Source organism: Acinetobacter sp., assembly GCF_039596015.1.
Lineage (GTDB): Bacteria > Pseudomonadota > Gammaproteobacteria > Pseudomonadales > Moraxellaceae > Acinetobacter.
This window is the reverse complement of sequence record NZ_JBCNKN010000014.1, coordinates 38,917-58,739: the sequence shown is the minus strand read 5'-3', so window position 1 is coordinate 58,739 and position 19,823 is coordinate 38,917. Positions and strand designations below refer to the sequence as shown.

General features: G+C 40.6%; 14 protein-coding genes and 2 pseudogenes. 9 read left to right on the top strand and 7 right to left on the bottom strand.

Features of this window, described 5'->3' with window-relative positions; genetic code table 11:
- Positions 1–323: 323 nt before the first annotated feature.
- The 3 genes and pseudogenes from ABDV70_RS11810 (at position 324) to ABDV70_RS11800 (ending at position 1,857) form a co-directional block, all read left to right on the top strand.
- Positions 324–926, top strand: coding sequence for a TetR/AcrR family transcriptional regulator (locus ABDV70_RS11810; RefSeq protein ID WP_343597976.1), 603 nt, complete (start codon positions 324–326; stop codon positions 924–926).
- A 40-nt stretch (positions 927–966) separates the two neighbouring features.
- Positions 967–1,440 (top strand): annotated as a pseudogene (locus ABDV70_RS11805) (NAD(P)-binding domain-containing protein); the annotation flags it as partial.
- The gene (locus ABDV70_RS11800; protein WP_343597980.1) at positions 1,423–1,857 is read left to right on the top strand and encodes an NAD-binding protein; all 435 of its coding nucleotides are present in this window, start codon (positions 1,423–1,425) and stop codon (positions 1,855–1,857) included. The pseudogene ABDV70_RS11805 and the gene ABDV70_RS11800, both read left to right, overlap by 18 nt.
- Here the strand turns inward: ABDV70_RS11800 and ABDV70_RS11795 are convergent.
- Positions 1,854–3,209 (bottom strand): MATE family efflux transporter, encoded by a 1,356-nt coding sequence (locus ABDV70_RS11795; protein ID WP_343597974.1) that lies wholly within the window; start codon positions 3,207–3,209, stop codon positions 1,854–1,856. The genes ABDV70_RS11800 and ABDV70_RS11795 overlap by 4 nt on opposite strands.
- Before the next feature lie 20 nt (positions 3,210–3,229).
- Positions 3,230–3,674 (bottom strand): annotated as a pseudogene (locus tag ABDV70_RS11790) (DMT family transporter).
- A gap of 129 nt (positions 3,675–3,803) precedes the next feature.
- On the opposite strand from ABDV70_RS11790, the gene hemW reads away from it, so the two are divergent.
- Positions 3,804–4,958: a radical SAM family heme chaperone HemW gene (hemW, locus tag ABDV70_RS11785; RefSeq protein ID WP_343597972.1), complete on the top strand. Its 1,155-nt coding sequence runs from the start codon at positions 3,804–3,806 to the stop codon at positions 4,956–4,958.
- A 54-nt stretch (positions 4,959–5,012) separates the two neighbouring features.
- On the opposite strand, the gene ABDV70_RS11780 is transcribed toward hemW, so the two are convergent.
- Together ABDV70_RS11780 and ABDV70_RS11775 are read right to left on the bottom strand one after the other, a co-directional pair.
- Positions 5,013–5,627: a LysE family translocator gene (locus ABDV70_RS11780; RefSeq protein ID WP_343597970.1), complete on the bottom strand. Its 615-nt coding sequence runs from the start codon at positions 5,625–5,627 to the stop codon at positions 5,013–5,015.
- Positions 5,628–5,998: 371 nt separating this feature from the next.
- On the bottom strand, positions 5,999–7,822 hold the full coding sequence (locus tag ABDV70_RS11775) for an acyl-CoA dehydrogenase C-terminal domain-containing protein (protein ID WP_343597968.1): 1,824 nt from the start codon (positions 7,820–7,822) through the stop codon (positions 5,999–6,001).
- A gap of 291 nt (positions 7,823–8,113) precedes the next feature.
- On the opposite strand from ABDV70_RS11775, the gene ABDV70_RS11770 reads away from it, so the two are divergent.
- Positions 8,114–10,312, top strand: coding sequence for a hypothetical protein (locus ABDV70_RS11770; RefSeq protein ID WP_343597967.1), 2,199 nt, complete (start codon positions 8,114–8,116; stop codon positions 10,310–10,312).
- Between the two features lie 42 nt (positions 10,313–10,354).
- Here ABDV70_RS11770 and aroE read toward each other — a convergent pair whose 3' ends face one another.
- Entirely contained in the window at positions 10,355–11,161 is an 807-nt protein-coding gene (gene aroE / locus ABDV70_RS11765; protein ID WP_343597965.1) for a shikimate dehydrogenase, read from the bottom strand.
- Between the two features lie 318 nt (positions 11,162–11,479).
- Between aroE and ABDV70_RS11760 the strand changes: the two genes are divergently transcribed.
- Positions 11,480–12,982, top strand: coding sequence for an OmpA family protein (locus tag ABDV70_RS11760; protein ID WP_343597963.1), 1,503 nt, complete (start codon positions 11,480–11,482; stop codon positions 12,980–12,982).
- 94 nt (positions 12,983–13,076) lie between these two features.
- Here the strand turns inward: ABDV70_RS11760 and hemF are convergent, their stop codons facing one another.
- A complete protein-coding gene (gene hemF / locus ABDV70_RS11755; RefSeq protein WP_343597961.1) occupies positions 13,077–14,015 on the bottom strand; it encodes an oxygen-dependent coproporphyrinogen oxidase in 939 nt (312 codons plus the stop codon).
- Between the two features lie 239 nt (positions 14,016–14,254).
- Between hemF and hemN the strand changes: the two genes are divergently transcribed.
- Positions 14,255–15,619 (top strand): oxygen-independent coproporphyrinogen III oxidase, encoded by a 1,365-nt coding sequence (gene hemN / locus ABDV70_RS11750; protein ID WP_343597959.1) that lies wholly within the window; start codon positions 14,255–14,257, stop codon positions 15,617–15,619.
- A 76-nt stretch (positions 15,620–15,695) separates the two neighbouring features.
- Here the strand turns inward: hemN and ribA are convergent, their stop codons facing one another.
- Positions 15,696–16,298: a GTP cyclohydrolase II gene (gene ribA / locus ABDV70_RS11745; protein ID WP_343597957.1), complete on the bottom strand. Its 603-nt coding sequence runs from the start codon at positions 16,296–16,298 to the stop codon at positions 15,696–15,698.
- A gap of 299 nt (positions 16,299–16,597) precedes the next feature.
- Here ribA and dxs point away from each other — a divergent pair, with 299 nt between their 5' ends.
- Both dxs and ABDV70_RS11735 read left to right on the top strand, forming a co-directional pair.
- Positions 16,598–18,517, top strand: coding sequence for a 1-deoxy-D-xylulose-5-phosphate synthase (gene dxs, locus ABDV70_RS11740; protein ID WP_343597956.1), 1,920 nt, complete (start codon positions 16,598–16,600; stop codon positions 18,515–18,517).
- 153 nt (positions 18,518–18,670) lie between these two features.
- Positions 18,671–19,501, top strand: coding sequence for an inositol monophosphatase family protein (locus tag ABDV70_RS11735; protein ID WP_343597955.1), 831 nt, complete (start codon positions 18,671–18,673; stop codon positions 19,499–19,501).
- Positions 19,502–19,823 lie beyond the last annotated feature (322 nt).

Here is a 19,823-nt window from a genome sequence, read left to right as displayed (position 1 = left end):
GCTTCCATGAAGTTTCTACTGTTCTTGGAACACAATAACAACCATGAAACTACATAGTAGATTGAATCTGCCGCCAAACATCATCGGTGAGTGGAGTGTGCACCACTGGAAAATATACGAATAAAAAGGATCTAAATAACTTTTTAAATATTTAAGAATTACAGTTTATTTAAATAACATGGATACAATGTTCTGGTTAAGATTTAAAAATGGAAACTTAGTCTTTCCAAGGGAAATATCATTATTGGTGTATATCTTTTGCTTGTAATGAAAAGTTTTATTAATATAGAAAACAATTATTTTCTAAATTGGTTTAAGATTTAATGACGTTTGTAAATCGTGGTCGACCACGTGAATTTGATTTAGACAAGATCCTTGATGCCATGATCACTACATTCTCTATTCAGGGTTTTCATGCGACATCTGTTCAGGATCTGGTAACGTCGACGGGTTTAGCTCAGGGAAGTTTGTATAAAGCATTTCGTGATAAAAATCATATTTTTCAGTCGGTTTTTGAGCGCTACCGTGCGGTACGTATGGCGAAAATTATGCAGGCAATTGCGGATGGAACGTCAGGATTTGATCAACTGAGTCGAGTCTTACAAGTTTATGTGCAATCTTCTCAGGGGGATGAAGGTAAGCAGGGTTGTTTAGTGGTAAGTAGTTTGATGGAATTGGCTTCTTTTGAGCCTGAGATGATTAAAAAAATTAGTTGTGCTTTAGAATCGAATCAGCAGTTATTATTTAAGCTGATTACGCTTGGGCAGCAAGATGGCTCAATTCGTCGTGACATGAATGGTCAAGATGTCGCTTTACATATGTTGTGTTTAATTCAAGGCATGCGTGTTGTTGCAAAAACGGGGAAATATCAAGCTGAGCAAATGCAACATGTGGTTGATCTGGCATTGATTCAAATGAAAGTGTAAATTTTTTATTTAATTTGGAAGCAATTATTTCCAAAAGGAGAGTGGTATGAAAATGGCATTTTTAGGATTGGGAACAATGGGCTTTCCAATGGCAAAAAATTTACTCAAAGCAGGTTTTACATTAAATGTTTGGAATCGTTCATTAGATAAGGCACAAGCACTAAAGGAACTTGGTGCACAAATTCTAAATTCTCCACAGCAAGCTATTGAAAATACAGACATCATTATGGCGATTTTTTCAGATGATGTTGCAACTCGTTCTGTATTAATGGATTCAGTATTTCTACAGCAATTGAAACCGAAAAGTATTGTGGTCAATATGACCACAATTTCTGTTGCACTTGCACAGGAATTGCAGCAGGTTTTTCGGCAGCATCAGGTTCATTTTGTTTCTGCGCCGATATTGGGGCGAGTGAATGTAGCAGAGGCGGGGCAGCTTAATATCTTAGCAGCAGGAAATGCTGAAATTGTGGCTCAATTAACACCGATATTTGAAGTGTTAGGCCAAAAAACATGGTATTTGGGTGAAAAGCCAGAGCAGGCAAATGCAGTGAAATTGGCCGTGAATGCAATGATTGCTCATGCGATTGCCAGTATGAGCGAATCAGCAATTTTGGCAGCGGGTTATGATGTTGATAAATCTCTATTTTTAGATTTAATTACTTCAACTGTTTTTTCAGCCCCTGTGTTTAAAGGCTATGGTTCTGCAATTGCGACAGAAACTTTTGAACCAGCAGGGTTTAAATTACATTTGGGCTTAAAGGATGTTCGTTTGGCATTGGCTGCAGCAGAACAGGCAAATGTTTCAACGCCATTGTCACATGTGACACATGATTTACATGTTGAAAGTCTGGCACATGGAGATGGTGACTTAGATTGGGCAGCATTGTCACAAACATATGCCCGTAGAGCAGCTAAGCATAACGGTTAGGTTCGAGTCTGAAATATTAATCGTTGATTATTTTTATATAATCGCCAGAGGAGTAGGATACAAGCGATACTTAAACCGATAATTAAACTTATCCAAATACCTTGTGGTCCCATATGCTGATAACGAATCCAGTAAATGCTGAGGGGAAGAGCAATAAACCAGTAGGCAATCAGTGTAATCCACATAGGCGCTTGAGTATCTTGCATTCCTCTTAAACAGCCCGCAGCACTGACTTGCCAAGCATCTATAATTTGATAGGCAATACAAAATTGAAGTAAGAAGAGGGCGACTTCTGCAACATGCGGATCACGGGTATAAAGTTGCGTAATTTGTGTTTTTCCTAATGCAATCAATAGCATTGTTATACATGCCATTGTCGTTGCGGTCATTAATCCGACCCATTGAACTTTACGCATTGCGAGCCAGTTTTTCTCGCCATAATATGTCCCAACACGAATTGTGAGGGCAATTGCAAGCGACATTGGAAGCATAAACAATTGTGATGTGATTGAAATTGCAATTTGATGTGCAGCAATGATGGTATCGCCTAATGGGCTAAGAATAATCGCAGCCGTTGAAAAAATACTGACTTCAAAAAATACTGCCAGCCCAATTGGAATTCCCAGTGCAAGTAAGCGTTTTGCAAATGCCAAGTGAAGTTTTTCTTTAGCATGAAAGATTTTGTGCTGTTGGTAGGCTTTTGCTTTATGAATATAAATCACTAAAGTTGCAAGCATAAGCCATTGTAAAATTGCAGTCGCAAAGCCACAACCTGCGCTACCTAAGGTAGGTAAGGGGCCTACACCGTACATAAATAGATAGTCTAATGGAATCAAAACGACTAAGGCGATGAGGCTAATAGCAGTCACAGGGTGAGGATGCCCTATGGCTTCAGAGTAACAACGTAGACTGGTATAGAGTGTGACTGCGGGCATTCCAAAGCCAATCGCATGTAGGAATAAACTGGCTTTAGGACGTAGATCGACGGGAACATCGAACAGCGACAGTAGTAATGGCATAAATTGTAATAAGATTAAGGCCACGATTCCGAGTAAAGCCGACATCCACATCGACTGGCGTACGATATGGGGAATTTGTGCATGGTCTTTTGCGCCAACAGCCTCGGCAACAAGTGGTGTTGTCGCAAGGATAATTCCTACAAAGAAAAGCATGATGGGCATCCAGATTCCCACACCAACAGCAATTGCAGCCAAATCTGTAGCCGATAAATGACCTGCCATGATGGTGTCGATTAGGCCTAATCCTGCTTGTGAAAATTGAGTAATCAGGATGGGCAGCATCAAGGCTAATAGTCGTTTGAGTTCATACTTTTTTGATATTGGATGTGGCATAAGATCTCGAAATTAAAAATTTAGCGCTGTAACGTCAGGAAAACGCCCAATAAAATAGCCAAAGCGCCACAAAAGCGTGTCCATGTAATCGGTATTTTTTCAGTGTTCAGTAATCCGAAATGATCAAGGAGCATTGAAATAGAAATTTGACCAAAGAGTACTAAACCTGAAAAGGTTAAAAAACCTAATTGTGGTGCAGTATAAATGCTCATGCTAATCGCATAAACCCCTAACATGCCACTTAAAGCAAGATACCAAGGAAGATGAAGAAGTGATTGCCAGTGAAAGGGGTCTTTTTGAAGCGTGAAAACTAAAATGCTTAAAATAAAGGTTCCAATCGTAAAGGAGATGAGGGATGCATGGAGGGTAGAAGGAAGATGGGTGCGTAACTGGCTATATGGCCGTTTGAAATATCATCGCGATGCCTATGCCTAAAGTGAGGAGGCATAATCCAATCAGGGGCATTGAGATTTTTATCACTTTAATGCGGTCTCTTAAAAGTTTATGCGTTAAAACGGTTACATCCATACCGTACCCATGAGCGACTCATGCTAAAATAGCAAACGATTTTGATGTACTAGACGAGCCATATTCTTGAGCCAGTTTGATCTGCAACTTATTCCTTTGTCTTTATATATTCACATGCCTTGGTGTGTGCGTAAATGTCCTTATTGTGATTTTAATTCGCATGCTGTACCTGACGGGCAACTGTCTATTGATTTAGAACAGCAGTATTTGCAGGCATTGGTGGCAGATTTTGAAACGCAACTTGATTATGCACAAGGTCGTAAAATCCATAGTGTTTTTATTGGTGGAGGAACACCATCGTTAATTTCAGCAGAGGGTTATCAGTGGCTTTTTGAACAGCTTAAACAATGCTTGGACTTTGAAGAACACTGTGAAATTACATTAGAAGCGAACCCCGGAACTCTAGAGCATCAACCTTTTGCAGATTATCTTCGTGCAGGGATTAACCGTTTATCTTTGGGTGTACAGACATTTGATGAAGCACATTTGCAACGACTTGGGCGAATCCACAGTGCGGCAAATGCAGAAAATGCAATTCGTCAGGCAAGACAGGCTGGGTTTAACCGTGTCAATGTCGATCTGATGCATGGGTTGCCAGAGCAGTCGGTTGAGCAGGCTTTATATGATTTGCGTTTTGCAGTTGAAAATGGTGCAACCCATATTTCATGGTATCAATTAACCATAGAACCCAATACGGTTTTCTTCCGTACACAACCAACTTTACCCGACGAAAATGTGTTGGAGCAGATTCAGTTGCAAGGTGAGCAGTATTTACGTGAGCAAGGGTTTCAAAATTATGAAGTTTCTGCTTGGCGCAAAGAACAGCCATCGCAACATAATTTGAATTATTGGCAATTTGGTGATTATCTGGCGATTGGTGCAGGGGCACATGGTAAAGTCACCCTACAGGATGGAATTTATCGTTTCCAAAAGACCCGGTTACCCAAAGATTATTTGGCCAAAACACCTGCCCCAATGGTGAATTGGCAGCAAATCGAAGTGGCTGATTTACCGTTTGAATTTATGATGAATGCGTTGCGATTAAATCAGGGTGTGCCCACTGAATATTATGTGCAGCGTACAGGGCAAGGCTTACAGCAGATTGATACAGTGGTGTCCAAACTGCGTCAACAACAATTATTGGTAGATGATATTGATCGGTTGGCATGTACAGAACAGGGGCATTTATATTTAAATTCTGTTCTGGAAAAGTTTTTATAAGATATAAGAAATTCATGATGGAGATCGATTATAGACCTCCACATAATAGATAAATTAGCGTTTTGTGAGTGCAAGTTTTAGCGCAAATAACAGAAAAATCCCGCCACTGAGTCGGTCAATATTTTGTATGACACGAGGGCGTTTAAAATATTTCGCCAGAGATTGTGTACTGCGAATGAGCAGCATAGACCAGATGAGACCAATCACGACATGGATCATAACCAGAAATAAAATCCAAGAAGTTGCTGCTTGCGAATTTGGAATAAATTGCGGTAAGAACGAAATATAAAATATACCGACTTTAGGGTTGAGCAGATTACCTAGGCAGCCTTTTAAGAACCAGTTTTGTTGGCTTGTTTCGGTATTGTCTCCAGTACTTAACTGTTTTCGAGGGCGGATGATCATTTGGATACCTAACCATGTAAGGTAAAGTGCCCCCGCCCATTTTAAAACGGTGAAAGCCATCAAAGATTGGCTGAGCAAGGTTCCTAAACCACATGCAATAAGAACTCCCCAAATTAAACAGCCTAGGTTCACCCCTAGTGCCGCTTGAATCGCTTTGTTGCGGCCTTCTAATGCGGATGTTCTTAAGATGAGTGTTGTATCTAATCCGGGTGTAATGGTGAGGAGGGTGATTGCAAGAAGGTAAGGAATGAATAAACTTGCCACAACAAATATCCTTTTGATGATTAAAACATGGGCTGGTACTACACTTGCAAGATAGAAAACGATTATCTTGATTTTCCATCTATAATTTAGGTTGCTGACTAAACAATTTAAACAAGGTTTGAAATTCAGCATGGTTAAATTTCATAACCAAGTATAGGTAATTTTTAGCCATAATTCTCTGCAACTCGGCTGCTTTCTGGGATTTTTTTTCTTAAACAATGATGGATTTAGAAGAGTTTAATATCTTTATTTTGGTTTTGAAATATTAAAAATAACGGTTGTTTTTTAAGTGTCAATAAAAATGAATAATGTCAATAAAAAGAGTGCAGCTCAATGGGCACTCTTTTTATTTTTACAGGGATAAACGATGGTTAGTAATCAAAACTAAAGTGATCAATTGGTAGTCCTATCAATGCTTTAGATGGTGTGACTGCGGATTCGGCATGACTTTGGGCACGTGGTAATAATCTGTCAAAGTAAAAATCTGCCACTTTAATTTTTGCTTTATAGAACTCGATTGTTTCGGCTCCATTGCCTTGTTCAATTTTGTCTGAGGCAATCGCTGCTTGTTGTGCCCAGAAATAGGCCATGACGACATAGCCAGAGAACATCAGAAAATCAAAAGAAGCAGAAGAAACCACATCACGATCTTTACGTGCAGCCAGAAAAATACGCACAGTCATCGCGTTCCATTGGGCACAAAGTTTGGTTAAGTCCCACACAAAACGACGTAAATATTTGTTCCGTGCATGACGACCACAGAATCTTAAAATTTCCGCTGTATAGTCGCGAATGACACGACCTTTTGATGCAAGTAAAACTTTACGTCCAATAAGGTCTAGCGCCTGAACGCCTGTTGTTCCTTCATAAAGTGTTGCAATACGAGCATCCCGAACAATTTGTTCCATACCCGATTCTTGAATATAACCATGACCACCAAAAACTTGAACGCCTTGGTTGGCTGCCTCAAAACCAAGTTCGGTTAAGAAACCTTTTAAAATTGGGGTAAAAAAGCCTAGTTTGTCATCGTAGGTTTCATACTCAGCCTGATCACCCCGTTTTGCTGCATCATTCATTTTATCGGCAATTTGTGCGACATAATAAATCATGGCACGACCACCTTCAGCAATCGCTTTTTGTGTTAAAAGCATGCGACGAACATCGGCATGGTGAATGATAGCATCTGCAACCTGATCGGGGTCTTTTTTACCTGAAAGGGCACGCATCGACATACGTGTTTTGGCATAAGGTAACGCACCCTGATAAGATAATTCGGCATGTGCGATGCCTTGAACTGCGGTTCCTAAACGTGCGGTATTCATAAAGGTGAACATGGCATGTAACCCTTTGTTCGGCTCGCCAATAAGAAAACCTGTTGCCTGATCAAAGTTTAAAACAGCAGTAGCCGAAGCTCGAATCCCCATTTTATGTTCAATGGAGCCGCAAGTTACCTTGTTACGTTCACCTAAAGAACCATCTTCATGGGCTAAAATTTTGGGAACAATAAAAAGAGAAATCCCTTTAGTCCCCTGAGGCGCATTTGGAAGTCGAGCCAAAACGATATGGACAATATTTTCCGTCAGGTCATGTTCACCCGCAGAAATAAAGATTTTTGTACCCGTAATGGCATAAGTGCCATCTTCTTTGGGTTCTGCCTTACTTTTTACTTGTCCTAAATCTGTCCCACATTGTGGTTCAGTTAAGCACATTGTTCCGCCCCATGTGCCTGCAACAAGAGGGGGCATATAAAGATTTTTTTGTTGTTCAGTCCCGTATTGCAAAATGGTATTCATACATCCCATGCTTAAACCGGGGTACATGGTAAATGCCCAGTTGGCTGTGCCCATCATTTCGGACTTGATGATGTTTAATGACATTGGCAGGTTTTGCCCACCAAATTCTTCAGGATAAGATAAGCCTTGCCATCCGTTCAGGACAAACTGATCATACGCTTCTTTAAACCCTTTTGGCGTTGTCACTTCACCATCTTTAAAGTGGCAGCCTTCGGCATCACCTGTGTGATATAACGGTGAAAGCACATTTTCACAATACTCAGCAGCACTTTCCAGAATCATATCGATGGTTTCTGCATCCGCATTTTCGCCATTGCTTAAGGTTTTATAATGTTCTGGATAATGAAGGACTTCATTGATGAGGAAGTGAATATCACGAAGTGGCGCTTTGTATGTTGTCATAGTGGCTATCCTAGTTTGTTTTCCATTTTTATATTGTTCATTATTGACCAATTTAAGCAGAAAAACATTGATGTGATAAAAGGAATTTGGTGTCAATTGGGCAAATTGTGAAATGGTTTGTGAATAAATTGAGTCTAGAGTATCTGTTATCTTCAGTTTTTATAAAGTGCGAATCAGCTTTAATTATTATAGAATATAATGACTAAAAATCGCTCGAAAATAAAGTGGTTAAGTCAACTAAAATATTTAGATTTTAGTGTCTGAATTATAAAAACAGGATGAGAAATTTTAATGAAACCTCGTTATTTAGTTTGTTGTTTATTTGCACTAGGTCTGTCAGGTTGTGGTCAACATTTTGTTAAACCAACGGATACGGCTTCACTTGAACAGCGTTCCGTTACAGCCGTTCACTCACTCTATAGTACCTCGGGTTTTGACTATCATGGTCAGATGGTATTTGCGATTCCTCCTTCAGAAAAAGCAAAAAAGTCAGGTAAAACAGTCAGCGATGCTGAATTGAATCAGCATTTGAAAAACTATATGGCACAACAAGGCATTACCCTGAACCGTTCTGAATCAGTTACGTGGGAAAAGGCTTTACAGCAGGCACAAACGACTGAAGGGTATGCAAACTGGCGTCAGCGTGGCAGTGAAATTGCGACCAATTTTTTGCAGGATTTAACCGTGTCGTATGATGGAGGGATGGATTTCCACCAAAAAATTGTCGCACTCAACTTAATGGCACGTTATGACACCAATGGTCTGTTGGTACAAGCCAAATATCCGATGATTGTCGATTTTAAGGAAACCAAACTATATAGCGATTATTTTTCCTTGCTGCCTTTTTTAGTCAGTCCCGAATATCGTGGTCAGTTAAGTTATATTGATTTTTCTCAATATCGTGCGCAAATTGAAAAAGTAGATTTGACTGCGTTGGTAAATTATTTAAAAGAAACCAGTAGCTTACCTTATTTGTTGGCATCTTCTGGGCAGCTCCAACGTATTGCTTTATCGAATGCCGAGACTAAAGCAGGTGCAGTAGAAAAAATCCGTTTGAATAGCAGTGTCGAAGAAATGACAGCGCAGATGTTGGCATATACTCGTGTCAATCAAGATTATTTATCTCAAAAAGTCTTTCAGTTAGCGGATAAAACACCAGCAGCAGATAAAACTGAAACACAAGATTTCAAGCAAATGACGCCTGAACAGCAAGCGACATGGGCGACAGATCGACTCAAAGAAATGACAGCAACTGAAGCGGAATTATCTGAAGCTGCACAGGCTGGGGAAGCTGCGGCTCAAGCTGCCGAAAAAGCAGCCCAAACGGAAGATCAAGCTGAAGCTATACATGATGAAGGATTAACAAAACAACAATGTCAGGCCTATTCTGCCAAGTCGAACATTCCTTTAGGGGTTTATGCGTATTGTGCCGATGAATATCGGATCAATTTATTCGCGCCATCATCTGCTTCAAACACAGATTTTGAATCTTCAGTGACGCAGTTTGTACAGTTATCGACCTTATTTACACCAGACAATGCACAGCATTTGGTTACGGTGGATCAGTTCAAGTCATTGTGGCAGCAGAAACATGAAGAAATTGAAAAGATTTTACCTGCGCAAGTGCAGCGTCGCCCACTGGTGATTGATTTAACCCTAGACAAGCAGGGGCGTTTGATGGAAACGCATTATGATCTGGCATTGCTGAAAAAGAATGCCGATCAGCAACCGATTCATATTTTAGCAAAAACTCAATATAAAAATTATGGACATCCACAGGCAATTAATCGTGCAGCGATGCGTCAGGCAAAACCTTTGGGCGATGTTCGTCAGGACAGTATGTTAAAAGGCTTGATGGATAAAATTGAGCAAAAAACCAATAAGCAAGATTTTAATACCCAAGTTCAACAGTTTGCTGAACAACGGTATGTACGTACCCAGTCGTATGTGAAGACTTATCAGTTGGTGTATGGTTTGCTCTTTGCTCGGGATTATCCGCAAGCAGTGAAAAAATATACTGCTCAGGATATTCAAAATTTGGCAACGTTGATGGCATATCGTTCTTTGGCGGATGAAGACAGCACAACGAATTTGACCCAACAAGAGCAGAGACAGCGACAACAGTTAGAGCAACAGTATCAGGTTGGTCGTAGCCAGTTATTGCAACGTGAAACACGTGAAATTGTGTTAAAAGCGCAATCAAATGGACAACAACAGCGCCAGTGGCAACAAATTCAGCAGCACTATCCGTCTTCTGCGCAGCGGTTTGCAAAATGGTATGAAGCACAATACCTTGTTGAAAATACAGGAGAAAAACCAAATCAGCATTTGAAACGTGTTGCAGAGCGATTGGGGCAGTTTTATGAAGCGTCACGCCTGCAAACCATGAGTCCAATTTTGTTTGCAGGCTTAACTGACGAGGATTACGAATATTTAGACTATACGCTGTTTAAATCGGTCTATATGAAAGTTTTGGAAACGTCTAAATAAATATAAATTTAACCACCTGTGTTGTTGTCACAGGTGGTTAACTTAGGCCTTTGGCGCTAAATAGAGAAAATCGGCAAGTTTGGGTTTCACCCCGTTCCAGATGTAAAAAGACTCGATGGCCTGACCAATCAACATACCGAAACCATCACTATGTGGCACGTGGCGTTGTTGTGCCTGTTCAAGAAAACTCGATGGTTTGCCATATGCCATTTCGTAAGCATGATGAAAAGTGAGTTGTGCTGGTAATTGTAAGGCTTCACCCGAAAGGCTTGCAGATGTTGCATTGATGATTAGATCAAATTCGCCTTCTAGCGCATTCAACGAAACTGCACGTAAACGTGTATGAGGGACGTGTTGTTCCAAGTCTTGTACCAGTTGTTCTGCTCGTTCAAGTGTACGGTTTGCAACTACAATTTCCGTTGCACCTGCCGCTGCCAATGGATAAATGACACCGCGCGTTGCGCCACCAGCCCCAAGAATTAAAATTTTACTGTTTTGAAGTGACCAACCTAAGCTTTGAATAGCTTCAACCAAGCCCTGACCATCGGTGTTATCCCCATGCAAGGTTCCATTTTGCATCCATAGTGTATTGACTGCTTTGGCAATTTTGGCTCGCTCAGTTAGAACATCACATAAGGCAAAAGCTTGTTCTTTAAATGGAACGGTAATGTTGAGCCCATGACCGCCTGTTTGAAAGAACGCTTTGACATGTTGAGTGAATCCATCAAGAGGAACAAGGTGTTTGCTGTAGGTTAATGGAATTGCAAGTTTTTCAGCAAAAGCATGATGCAGTTCAGGAGAGCGAGAATGTTCAATTGGATGACCAACAACTGCAAAAACCTTATTCATGTGATGAATCTACCCTGATAAAAATAAACTGACCTGAAACTATACGTCAAAAAAGCCAGCAAATCGAAATTTATCATTTTATTTTCATACAGAAGAAAATGATGAATTTTAAAATTGAATTACATGATTGCTGTAAATTTAAACTATTTTATTTGTATGAATAATGCTCATATCTATAGTGTAAGTCCATGTTAAATATTAGATATATTTAGCAAAAAACTAACTAATGTGTGATGTTTATCGCATTTAAGCATGTTCAGATGAGCTTATTCCAATGTTTAAACAATAGAATAAGGTTAAAATCAGGAGAATAATAAAATGTCTATAAACCCAATCGAGTTACTCAAGGAAAAGGTAACGCCTTTTATTGTCGATCATCAACAGTTAGAAATTGATGAGGATAAAAAATCATCACTTCTTGCCCAGTTTTACCCAATCTTATTGGCTATTTTTCATAAGTTTCCAGACAGGCTTGATACGAGTGCCAATTCAAATGATGGGTTAGTTCAATTATTTGCAGGGCAATCCGACACGCTGAATCAGTTATTGAAAGGGTTCGCAACACATCATAGCCTGCCTGAAAATACGATTGCATCACTGTTTAATCAGGCCATTCCACTGAGTGCTCAGGTTCTAAAATATGAAGCGGGCGATAGCAATATCAGTACATATTTAGATCAATATACGGGGGAAATTGCCCGTTATTTTCCTGCATGGGCAGCAGGGTTATTATCTGCGTTAGGGCTAGCAGGGATTTTTGGGAAACAGCCTGAATCTCAACAGGTCTATAGTAAAGAAAAACCCAAAGAAGGTGGTGCTTTTGGTAAATTACTGCCATGGATTTTCTTAATTATTTTGGCTGCTTTATTATTATTTTTCTGGAAATCATGTCAGCATAAAAAAGAAGATATGACGACAGTGGGTACGGCATCTGGAACACAAAGTAGTGATGCAGCCATTTCAACAGCATCGTCTGTGGCGGGGCTGGCTCTAACGTCGGGTGTTGGAAATCAAATTCAGGCATGTCATGGCAATGTCGGAAATAGTACGTTGGCGTCACTCATTCAAACAGCCTTGACCAAAGTATTTGGAACTCATGCAAAATGTAATGTCACGACAGATCAGGCTTATGCAACAACGTTACCTGCTCAAGACAAAATTGAAGACATTCTCAATGTCGTGAAAGCCGTACCCAATGCAAGCATTGACTGGCAAGGCGATAAAATCACGGTGAATGCCTCGAATGCCGATGCAATCAATGCATTGGTTAGTAAAATCAAAGCGATTGTTCCACAATTAAATGTGATTGCAGCAGCGCCTTTAAATGCTGAACAATCTGTAAAAAATAGTATTGATCAAAGTAAATCGGTTCTTTCAGGCTTGGGAACATCGGCTCGTCCTGAAGATATTGCACGTGCTTTAAATATCCAGATTATTAACTTTGCAAGTAACTCAGCAAAAATCCCGCAGCAAAATAAAGACGTATTAGACCAAGCGGTAGCCTTAATTAAACAAACCCCAAATGTTGTGTTAACTGTAGAAGGCTATACAGATTCAACAGGTCATGCGGCACATAACAAAACACTTTCCCAACAACGTGCTCAGGCTGTGGTGGATTACTTTGTGTCAAAAGGTGTAGATGCGGGTAAATTTAAAGCTGTCGGTTTTGGCGCTGAAAACCCTGTTGCAGACAATGTGACCGATCAAGGTAAATTCCGTAACCGCCGAATTGAATTTAAAGTGACTAATACCGAAAGTGGTAAAACCGCCATTGTCGATGAAGATCATGCACAAGCCTCAACCGTTCAAAAAACAAGTTAAGTTAGTTGAGGTAGCATCACATAAAAGCAGTCTTGAATTAGGCTGCTTTTATTTGGGTTAGGAACAAATTTTGCTGTGTAATTCACATTAAAATTTATAGCTCGTTGAGCCAGTCATGTGGTTTTAGATAATAGTCTGTTAAACGCTTTTCAGGTGAATCCTCATCCCATTCAGGTCGATATGACCAAGCCACCAAATTTGGCAGACTCACTAAAATGGATTCAATTCGCCCTCCAGTCTGTAAACCGAACAGTGTGCCACGGTCATACACTAGATTAAATTCAACATAACGTCCACGACGGTAAAGCTGAAATTCACGTTGTTCGGGGGTATACGGCTGGTCACGATGTTTTTCAAAAATAGGAATAATCGCGTTGAGATAACCGTTACCGACAGCCTGAATATATTTGAAACAGGTTTCAAAGTCCCAACAATTTAAATCATCAAAAAATAAACCACCAACACCACGTTGTTCATCACGATGTTTTAAATAGAAATAATCATCACACCATTGTTTGTGTTCGGCATAGACTTGTTCACCAAAAGGGCGACATAGGTCGTAAGCATTTTGGTGCCATGCTTTAATATCTGCATCATCGGGGTAGAAAGGGGTGAGGTCGTAGCCACCACCAAACCACCAGATTGGGTCTTTCCCTTCGGGCTGTGCAATAAACAAACGAATATTGGCATGTGAGGTTGGAATGTGCGGATTTTTAGGATGAATCACCAGTGAAACGCCAAGCGCCTGCGCCTTCGCACCTGCAATTTCAGGATGACGTGTCGTGGCCGAGGCAGGAAGGTGTTTAATTTGAATGTGGGAAAACATCACCCCACCTTTTTCAATCACTTCACCATTTTGCAGAACACGTGAGCGCCCACCGCCACCTTCGGCACGTTCCCAATCATCAATGATGAAATGCGCCGTACCACCCGCTGCATGTTCTTGTTGTTCAAGTTGTTCGCAGATCCGCGCCTGTAAATCGAGAAGAAATTCACGAACGCGTTGAATATCGGCTGAAATTTGATGTTGCATGCACATTCTCAAAGAACTGAAATGACAGCTGACATCAAAACATAAAAAGCGCTAAATTTTAAGGTTTTTCTATGCAAAATCTCGGCAGTTTTGATTCATTTCGTGACGGATACATCTAACTCTGATGAGATTTATGTGCGAGCTATCCAATGAATATGATGGAACGCACAAAATACAGTTGCATTTTATACACATAATTTTATTATGGTTTTAAATCGGTCTTTTAAGTGGATGTTGTGATGGGGTGTTCTTTAATTCAAAAATATAATGTTCCTGGACCACGCTATACCAGTTATCCGACTGTGCCATATTGGGAAGAGTCTTCTTTTTCTGTAGATATCTGGCAAAAAACGCTTAACAAATCTTTTGATGAATCTAATCGTAGTGAAGGAATTAGCCTCTATATTCATCTGCCTTTTTGTGAAAGTTTATGTACCTTTTGCGGTTGTCATAAACGCGTGACCAAACGTCATGAAGTTGAACAACCGTACATTCAAGCGGTATTAAAAGAGTGGGATTTATATTGCCAGTTATTAAAAGACCGTCCACAAATTAAAGAAATCCACTTAGGCGGGGGCACGCCTACCTTTTTCTCACCCGAACATTTGACCCAATTGATTCAAGGAATTTTGGCAAAGGCAGATGTTGCGGATGGGCATGAATTCAGTTTTGAGGGACATCCAAACAGCACGAGTCGAGAACACTTACAAGCCTTATATGATTTGGGTTTTCGCCGTGTCAGTTATGGGGTTCAGGACTATAACTTGAATGTCCAAAAAGCCATTCATCGTATTCAGCCCTTTGAACACGTTGCGCAAGCGACACAATGGGCACGAGAAATCGGGTATAGCTCGATTTCACATGACTTGGTATTCGGACTTCCTTTTCAGCGTTTAGAAGATGTTTTATATACCATTGAACAAACCAACAATTTAAATCCAGACCGTCTGGCATTTTATAGTTATGCGCATGTTCCGTGGATTAAGGGCAATGGACAGCGTGGTTTTAAGGATCAGGATGTCCCTCAGGATGATGTGAAGCGTACATTGTACGAAGAGGGTAAGAAAAAACTTCTAGCACATGGCTACCATGAGATTGGTATGGATCACTTTGCACTCAGCCATGACAATATGTATCAGTCTTTTCATGAAGGAACATTGCATCGTAATTTTATGGGCTATACCTCATCTAAAACGCAGGTGATGATTGGTTTGGGGATCTCTTCAATTAGCGATAGTTGGTACAGCTTTGCGCAAAATGAGAAAAATCTAGAAGAATATTATGCACGTCTAGAGGCAAATGAGTTGCCTGTGTTTAGGGGGCATGCACTGACACAAGAGGATTTGGTCATGCGTAGGCATATTCTTAATTTGATGTGTACATTTACCACATCATGGGAAAATCCAGCCATGACATTTCCTGAACTGCCAGAGGTTTTAGCGCAGTTGGTTGAAATGCAGCAAGATAGATTGCTCGAAATTAACGATAAGCAAATACATATTCTTGAACAGGGGAAGCCGTTTATTCGTAATATTTGTATGGCATTTGATTTAAGGCTAAAACGTAAATTACCGAATACCCGTATTTTTTCAATGACAATTTAATCTTTTAAACATTAAAACCCAAGAATACATGACAGCAGCCTTGGGTTTTTTATGAATAGGATATATTTGTAATGAATTAAAAATCATCCTTATTATACATATGCGACATTCGTTCCAACTTGGTTTTTAAATATTGTTCGTTGAATGGATTTAAGCCTACAGTCAGTAGCACACGTTCTACTACATCAATTCCCAATGCTTTAAGAGCATCGATCTTTAACGGGTTATTGGTGATTAATTTCACTTGTTTAACCTGTAAATGATCTAGCATGATTTTACACATATCGTATTCACGTGCATCGGCAGGGAGGTTGAGCATTAAATTGGCATCAACAGTGTCATGTCCCTGATCTTGCAAGGCATAAGCACGAATTTTATTGGTTAAACCAATACCGCGACCTTCCTGACGTAAATATAAGATGATACCTTGACCTGCATCATTAATCATTTTTTGTGTGGCTTTAAGCTGTGGACCACAATCACATTTTAAAGATGAGAATGCATCACCTGTTAGGCATTCGGAATGAATACGAACCAAAACAGGCTCTGTAGCAGGCATATCAAGTCCTTTAAACAAAGCCACGTGTTCTTCACCTGTTTCAGGATCTTGAAAAACACTGATTTTGAAATCTCCAAATGCAGTTGGAAGTTTAGATGTTGCAACAAAAGCAATAGGCACAATAAAGCTCTTTGGTCATCGGTAATCGACAGAAGTATAGCGCAAATAGAGATATTCCTAGATTACATATATAGAAATTAAGCCAATTATTTTCTTTTTTTATGCAAACTAATTAATAATAGTTGAACATTGGCATCATTTTTCAGGATAATCAGCATCCTTGTCTATGACAAAAGCAATGCGCAATATCGAAAAAGAAATGTGGCACATTGAAAACAACGCCCGATGAGTTAAAATTATCGGTTTACGTCAATCCCCTAGCTTAGGAAATTGCCAGGCTTTAGAAGGCTTCGCCACATATGTTGTATACAGAAATCCCAACTCAACGTCCTGTTACGCCATTGTTGGATGCAATTGATCATCCACAACAATTACGTCAACTAGATCAAAGTCAGCTAGAACAGGTGGCAGATGAGTTACGTCAATACATCTTGTATGCTGCTGGGAAAAGTGGCGGACATTTCGGTGCCAATCTTGGCGTGATTGAACTGACAGTTGCATTACATTATTGTTTTAACACACCGAATGATCGCCTCATTTGGGATGTGGGACATCAGGCATACCCACATAAAGTTTTAACTGGACGCCGTGAGCAGCTCACCACCATTCGCTCTAAAAATGGTTTGGCGGCATTCCCTGCCCGAGAAGAATCTGAATTTGACCATTTTGGTGTTGGACATTCATCAACCGCTATTTCTGCGGGTTTAGGGATGGCACTGGCACGACGTTACCAAAAAAATCCTTGCGAAGTGGTATGTATCGTAGGGGATGGTGCAATGACAGCAGGCATGGCATTTGAAGCCATGAACGATGCAGTTGCCCATCAAGCCGATTTACTGGTTGTTCTAAATGACAACGATATGTCGATTTCCCAAAGCACAGGTGGTTTTGCCAAGCATTTAGCCGCAATTTGGGAAAAAGGACATCTGATTAATATCGATGCCGAAGGTGCAGCATTTGTTGAACCTCATCCTGAATGGGATTACACCTCTCGTTTGCATCAGGCGGCAACCCAAGAAGCAGATAATTTATTTAAAGCAATTGGATTTGAATATTTTGGCCCATTTGATGGTCATGATGTTGAGCAGCTGGTTCATGTCTTTGATGCATTGAAAAAGCGTAAAGGCCCACGTTTAGTTCATATCTATACCAAAAAAGGTAAAGGCTTTTTACCTGCCGAGGCTGACCCGATTGGCTATCATGCCATTGCAAAAAAAGTCACAGCATCACAAAGCACTGGCGTTAAAAAGAAAGCACCACCGAAATATTCAGATGTGTTTGGACAATGGCTCTGTGATGAAGCCGCGCAAGACTCGCGTTTATTGGCGATTACCCCAGCAATGTGTGAAGGGTCGGGGATGGTTCAATTTGCACAAACCTATCCAGAGCGTTATTTTGATGTAGCAATTGCAGAACAACATGCGGTCACGCTTGCAGCGGGCATGGCATGTGAAGGTTTAAAACCTGTTGTTGCGATTTACTCGACATTTTTACAACGTGGCTATGACCAATTAATTCATGATGTTGCACTGCAAAATCTGGATGTGACATTTGGAATCGACCGTGCAGGACTGGTGGGTGAAGATGGTCCAACACATGCAGGTGCATATGACTATGCGTACATGCGAACCATTCCAAATTTGGTGATTATGGCGCCAAAAGATGAAAATGAATGTCGTCAAATGTTGCATACCGCATATCAATATAACGGTCCAGCCGCAGTACGCTATCCACGTGGCGCAGGTGTTGGTGTTGATATTGAAATTCAATGGACAATGCTTGAAATTGGACGCGCTGAAATTGTTCAGGAAATTCAATCACAGCATGATGAACAAATTACCATTTTAGCTTTTGGTAGTCGTGTTGCGCCTGCTGTACAAGTTGCAAAACAACTGGCAGAACAGCTTGAAGTTGGCGTGACCGTTGTGAACATGCGTTTTGTAAAACCGCTTGATGAACAAATGATTGCTGATTTGAGTGAGCGGACATCATTATTTGTGACCGTTGAAGAACATGCCGTGATGGCGGGAGCAGGTAGTGCAGTCAATGAAGCACTGGCGAAAATGCAAGTGACCAAACCTGTACTGAACTTAGGACTCCCTGACGAATTTTTACATCAGGCAGATCATGGGCAAATGCTACATGATTGCGGTCTGGATGCTGAAGGAATTGAAACCAGTATTCTTCAGGCATGGAAAAAAACGATACAGGTTGTTTAGGCTCTCATCGTTGTCACGATGGCTGTTTGAGAAACGGCTCTTAAACATTTAGAAAATATTTCTTAGCAAAAAGCACAGATATTTGTTAGAATATTTGTGCTTTTATGCATTATTCTTTGTCAAAATCTTTAATTTGTTTTAAGTGGGTGTTCAATGGAACCTATGGTGGTGATGGCTGCGCGTGCGGCTCAAACAGTTGGTCTAGAGCTTTTAAAAGCGCATCAAAATCGTCATAAACTCGACTTGCAAGTTGAAGAAAAAGGCATTGATGGTCCTGTTACACGTGTGGATCGTTATGTAGAACAATTAACAATCGATACCCTTCGCAAAAGTTATAAAAACCATAGCTTCCTCGGTGAAGAATTTGGTATGCAAGAAGGCAAAGGCCATGATGCAGACTGGTGCTGGATCATCGACCCTCTAGATGGCACATTAAACTTTATTAATGGTGTTCCACATTTTTGTATTTCTATCGCAGTTCAACACAAAGGCGTAACGCAACACGGTGTCATTTATGACCCTGTACGTGACGAACTTTTCTCTGCAAGTCGTGGTCGTGGTGCAGTTTTAAATCAACGCCGTATCCGTGTAAACACACGGGATAGCTTGGATAATACTTTCCTTTCTGTTGGTCACGCTTATCGTGCTAAACGTAACGGTCAAGTCATTTCTTATGCAAAACAACATTTTGATGCTGTTTTAGCAGTAACTGAAGCAGGCGCACAATTCCGTCGTACAGGTTCAGCTGCACTGGATTTGGCTTATGTTGCGGCTGGCCGCTTTGACGGTTTCTTTGAATTAGGTTTAAAACCTTGGGACATCGCAGCAGGCGAGTTAATTGTCAAAGAAGCAGGCGGTACAGTGGTTGATGCACGTGGTGGTAATGAGTCTATGGAAAATGGACAAGTCATCGCAAGTTCAATGAAAATGTTAAAGCCATTAATGCAAGCTGTTGTTCCTGCATGGGCAGATGCAGCAAAATAAAATTGATGTATGATTCAAAAGCCAGTGATGACCAATCACTGGCTTTTTTATTGCAGATTGCAACAAAGTACGTGACAACAAATTAAAAGCTGCTATAATCGTCCAACGCACTTAAATTCCGTTCATTACCTGAACATTTCTCTTCTATCATTGTGTATGCGCGTCCGGTCCAAAGAGAGGACGATATTTCGCGCCCCACCCAATCGCTTAAGCGATTCTTTCAGGTTGCGGCTGTAATCATGTGTGCGTCATACGCATCGTCGTTCTCGGATCGCCGCTGATTCTATATTTTCAGCGTTTACTGCTGTGCCGCTTTTTGCCG

What these genes read in the sequence shown, in the direction of transcription:
- ABDV70_RS11760 (WP_343597963.1), top strand. Translation starts at nt 11,480, where the DNA reads ATGTCTATAAACCCAATCGAGTTACTCAAGGAAAAGGTAACGCCTTTT.
- ABDV70_RS11795 (WP_343597974.1), bottom strand. Translation starts at nt 3,209, where the DNA reads ATGCCACATCCAATATCAAAAAAGTATGAACTCAAACGACTATTAGCC.
- ABDV70_RS11770 (WP_343597967.1), top strand. Translation starts at nt 8,114, where the DNA reads ATGAAACCTCGTTATTTAGTTTGTTGTTTATTTGCACTAGGTCTGTCA.
- dxs (WP_343597956.1), top strand. Translation starts at nt 16,598, where the DNA reads ATGTTGTATACAGAAATCCCAACTCAACGTCCTGTTACGCCATTGTTG.
- hemN (WP_343597959.1), top strand. Translation starts at nt 14,255, where the DNA reads ATGGGGTGTTCTTTAATTCAAAAATATAATGTTCCTGGACCACGCTAT.
- ABDV70_RS11810 (WP_343597976.1), top strand. Translation starts at nt 324, where the DNA reads ATGACGTTTGTAAATCGTGGTCGACCACGTGAATTTGATTTAGACAAG.
- ABDV70_RS11775 (WP_343597968.1), bottom strand. Translation starts at nt 7,822, where the DNA reads ATGACAACATACAAAGCGCCACTTCGTGATATTCACTTCCTCATCAAT.
- aroE (WP_343597965.1), bottom strand. Translation starts at nt 11,161, where the DNA reads ATGAATAAGGTTTTTGCAGTTGTTGGTCATCCAATTGAACATTCTCGC.
- hemF (WP_343597961.1), bottom strand. Translation starts at nt 14,015, where the DNA reads ATGCAACATCAAATTTCAGCCGATATTCAACGCGTTCGTGAATTTCTT.
- ABDV70_RS11735 (WP_343597955.1), top strand. Translation starts at nt 18,671, where the DNA reads ATGGAACCTATGGTGGTGATGGCTGCGCGTGCGGCTCAAACAGTTGGT.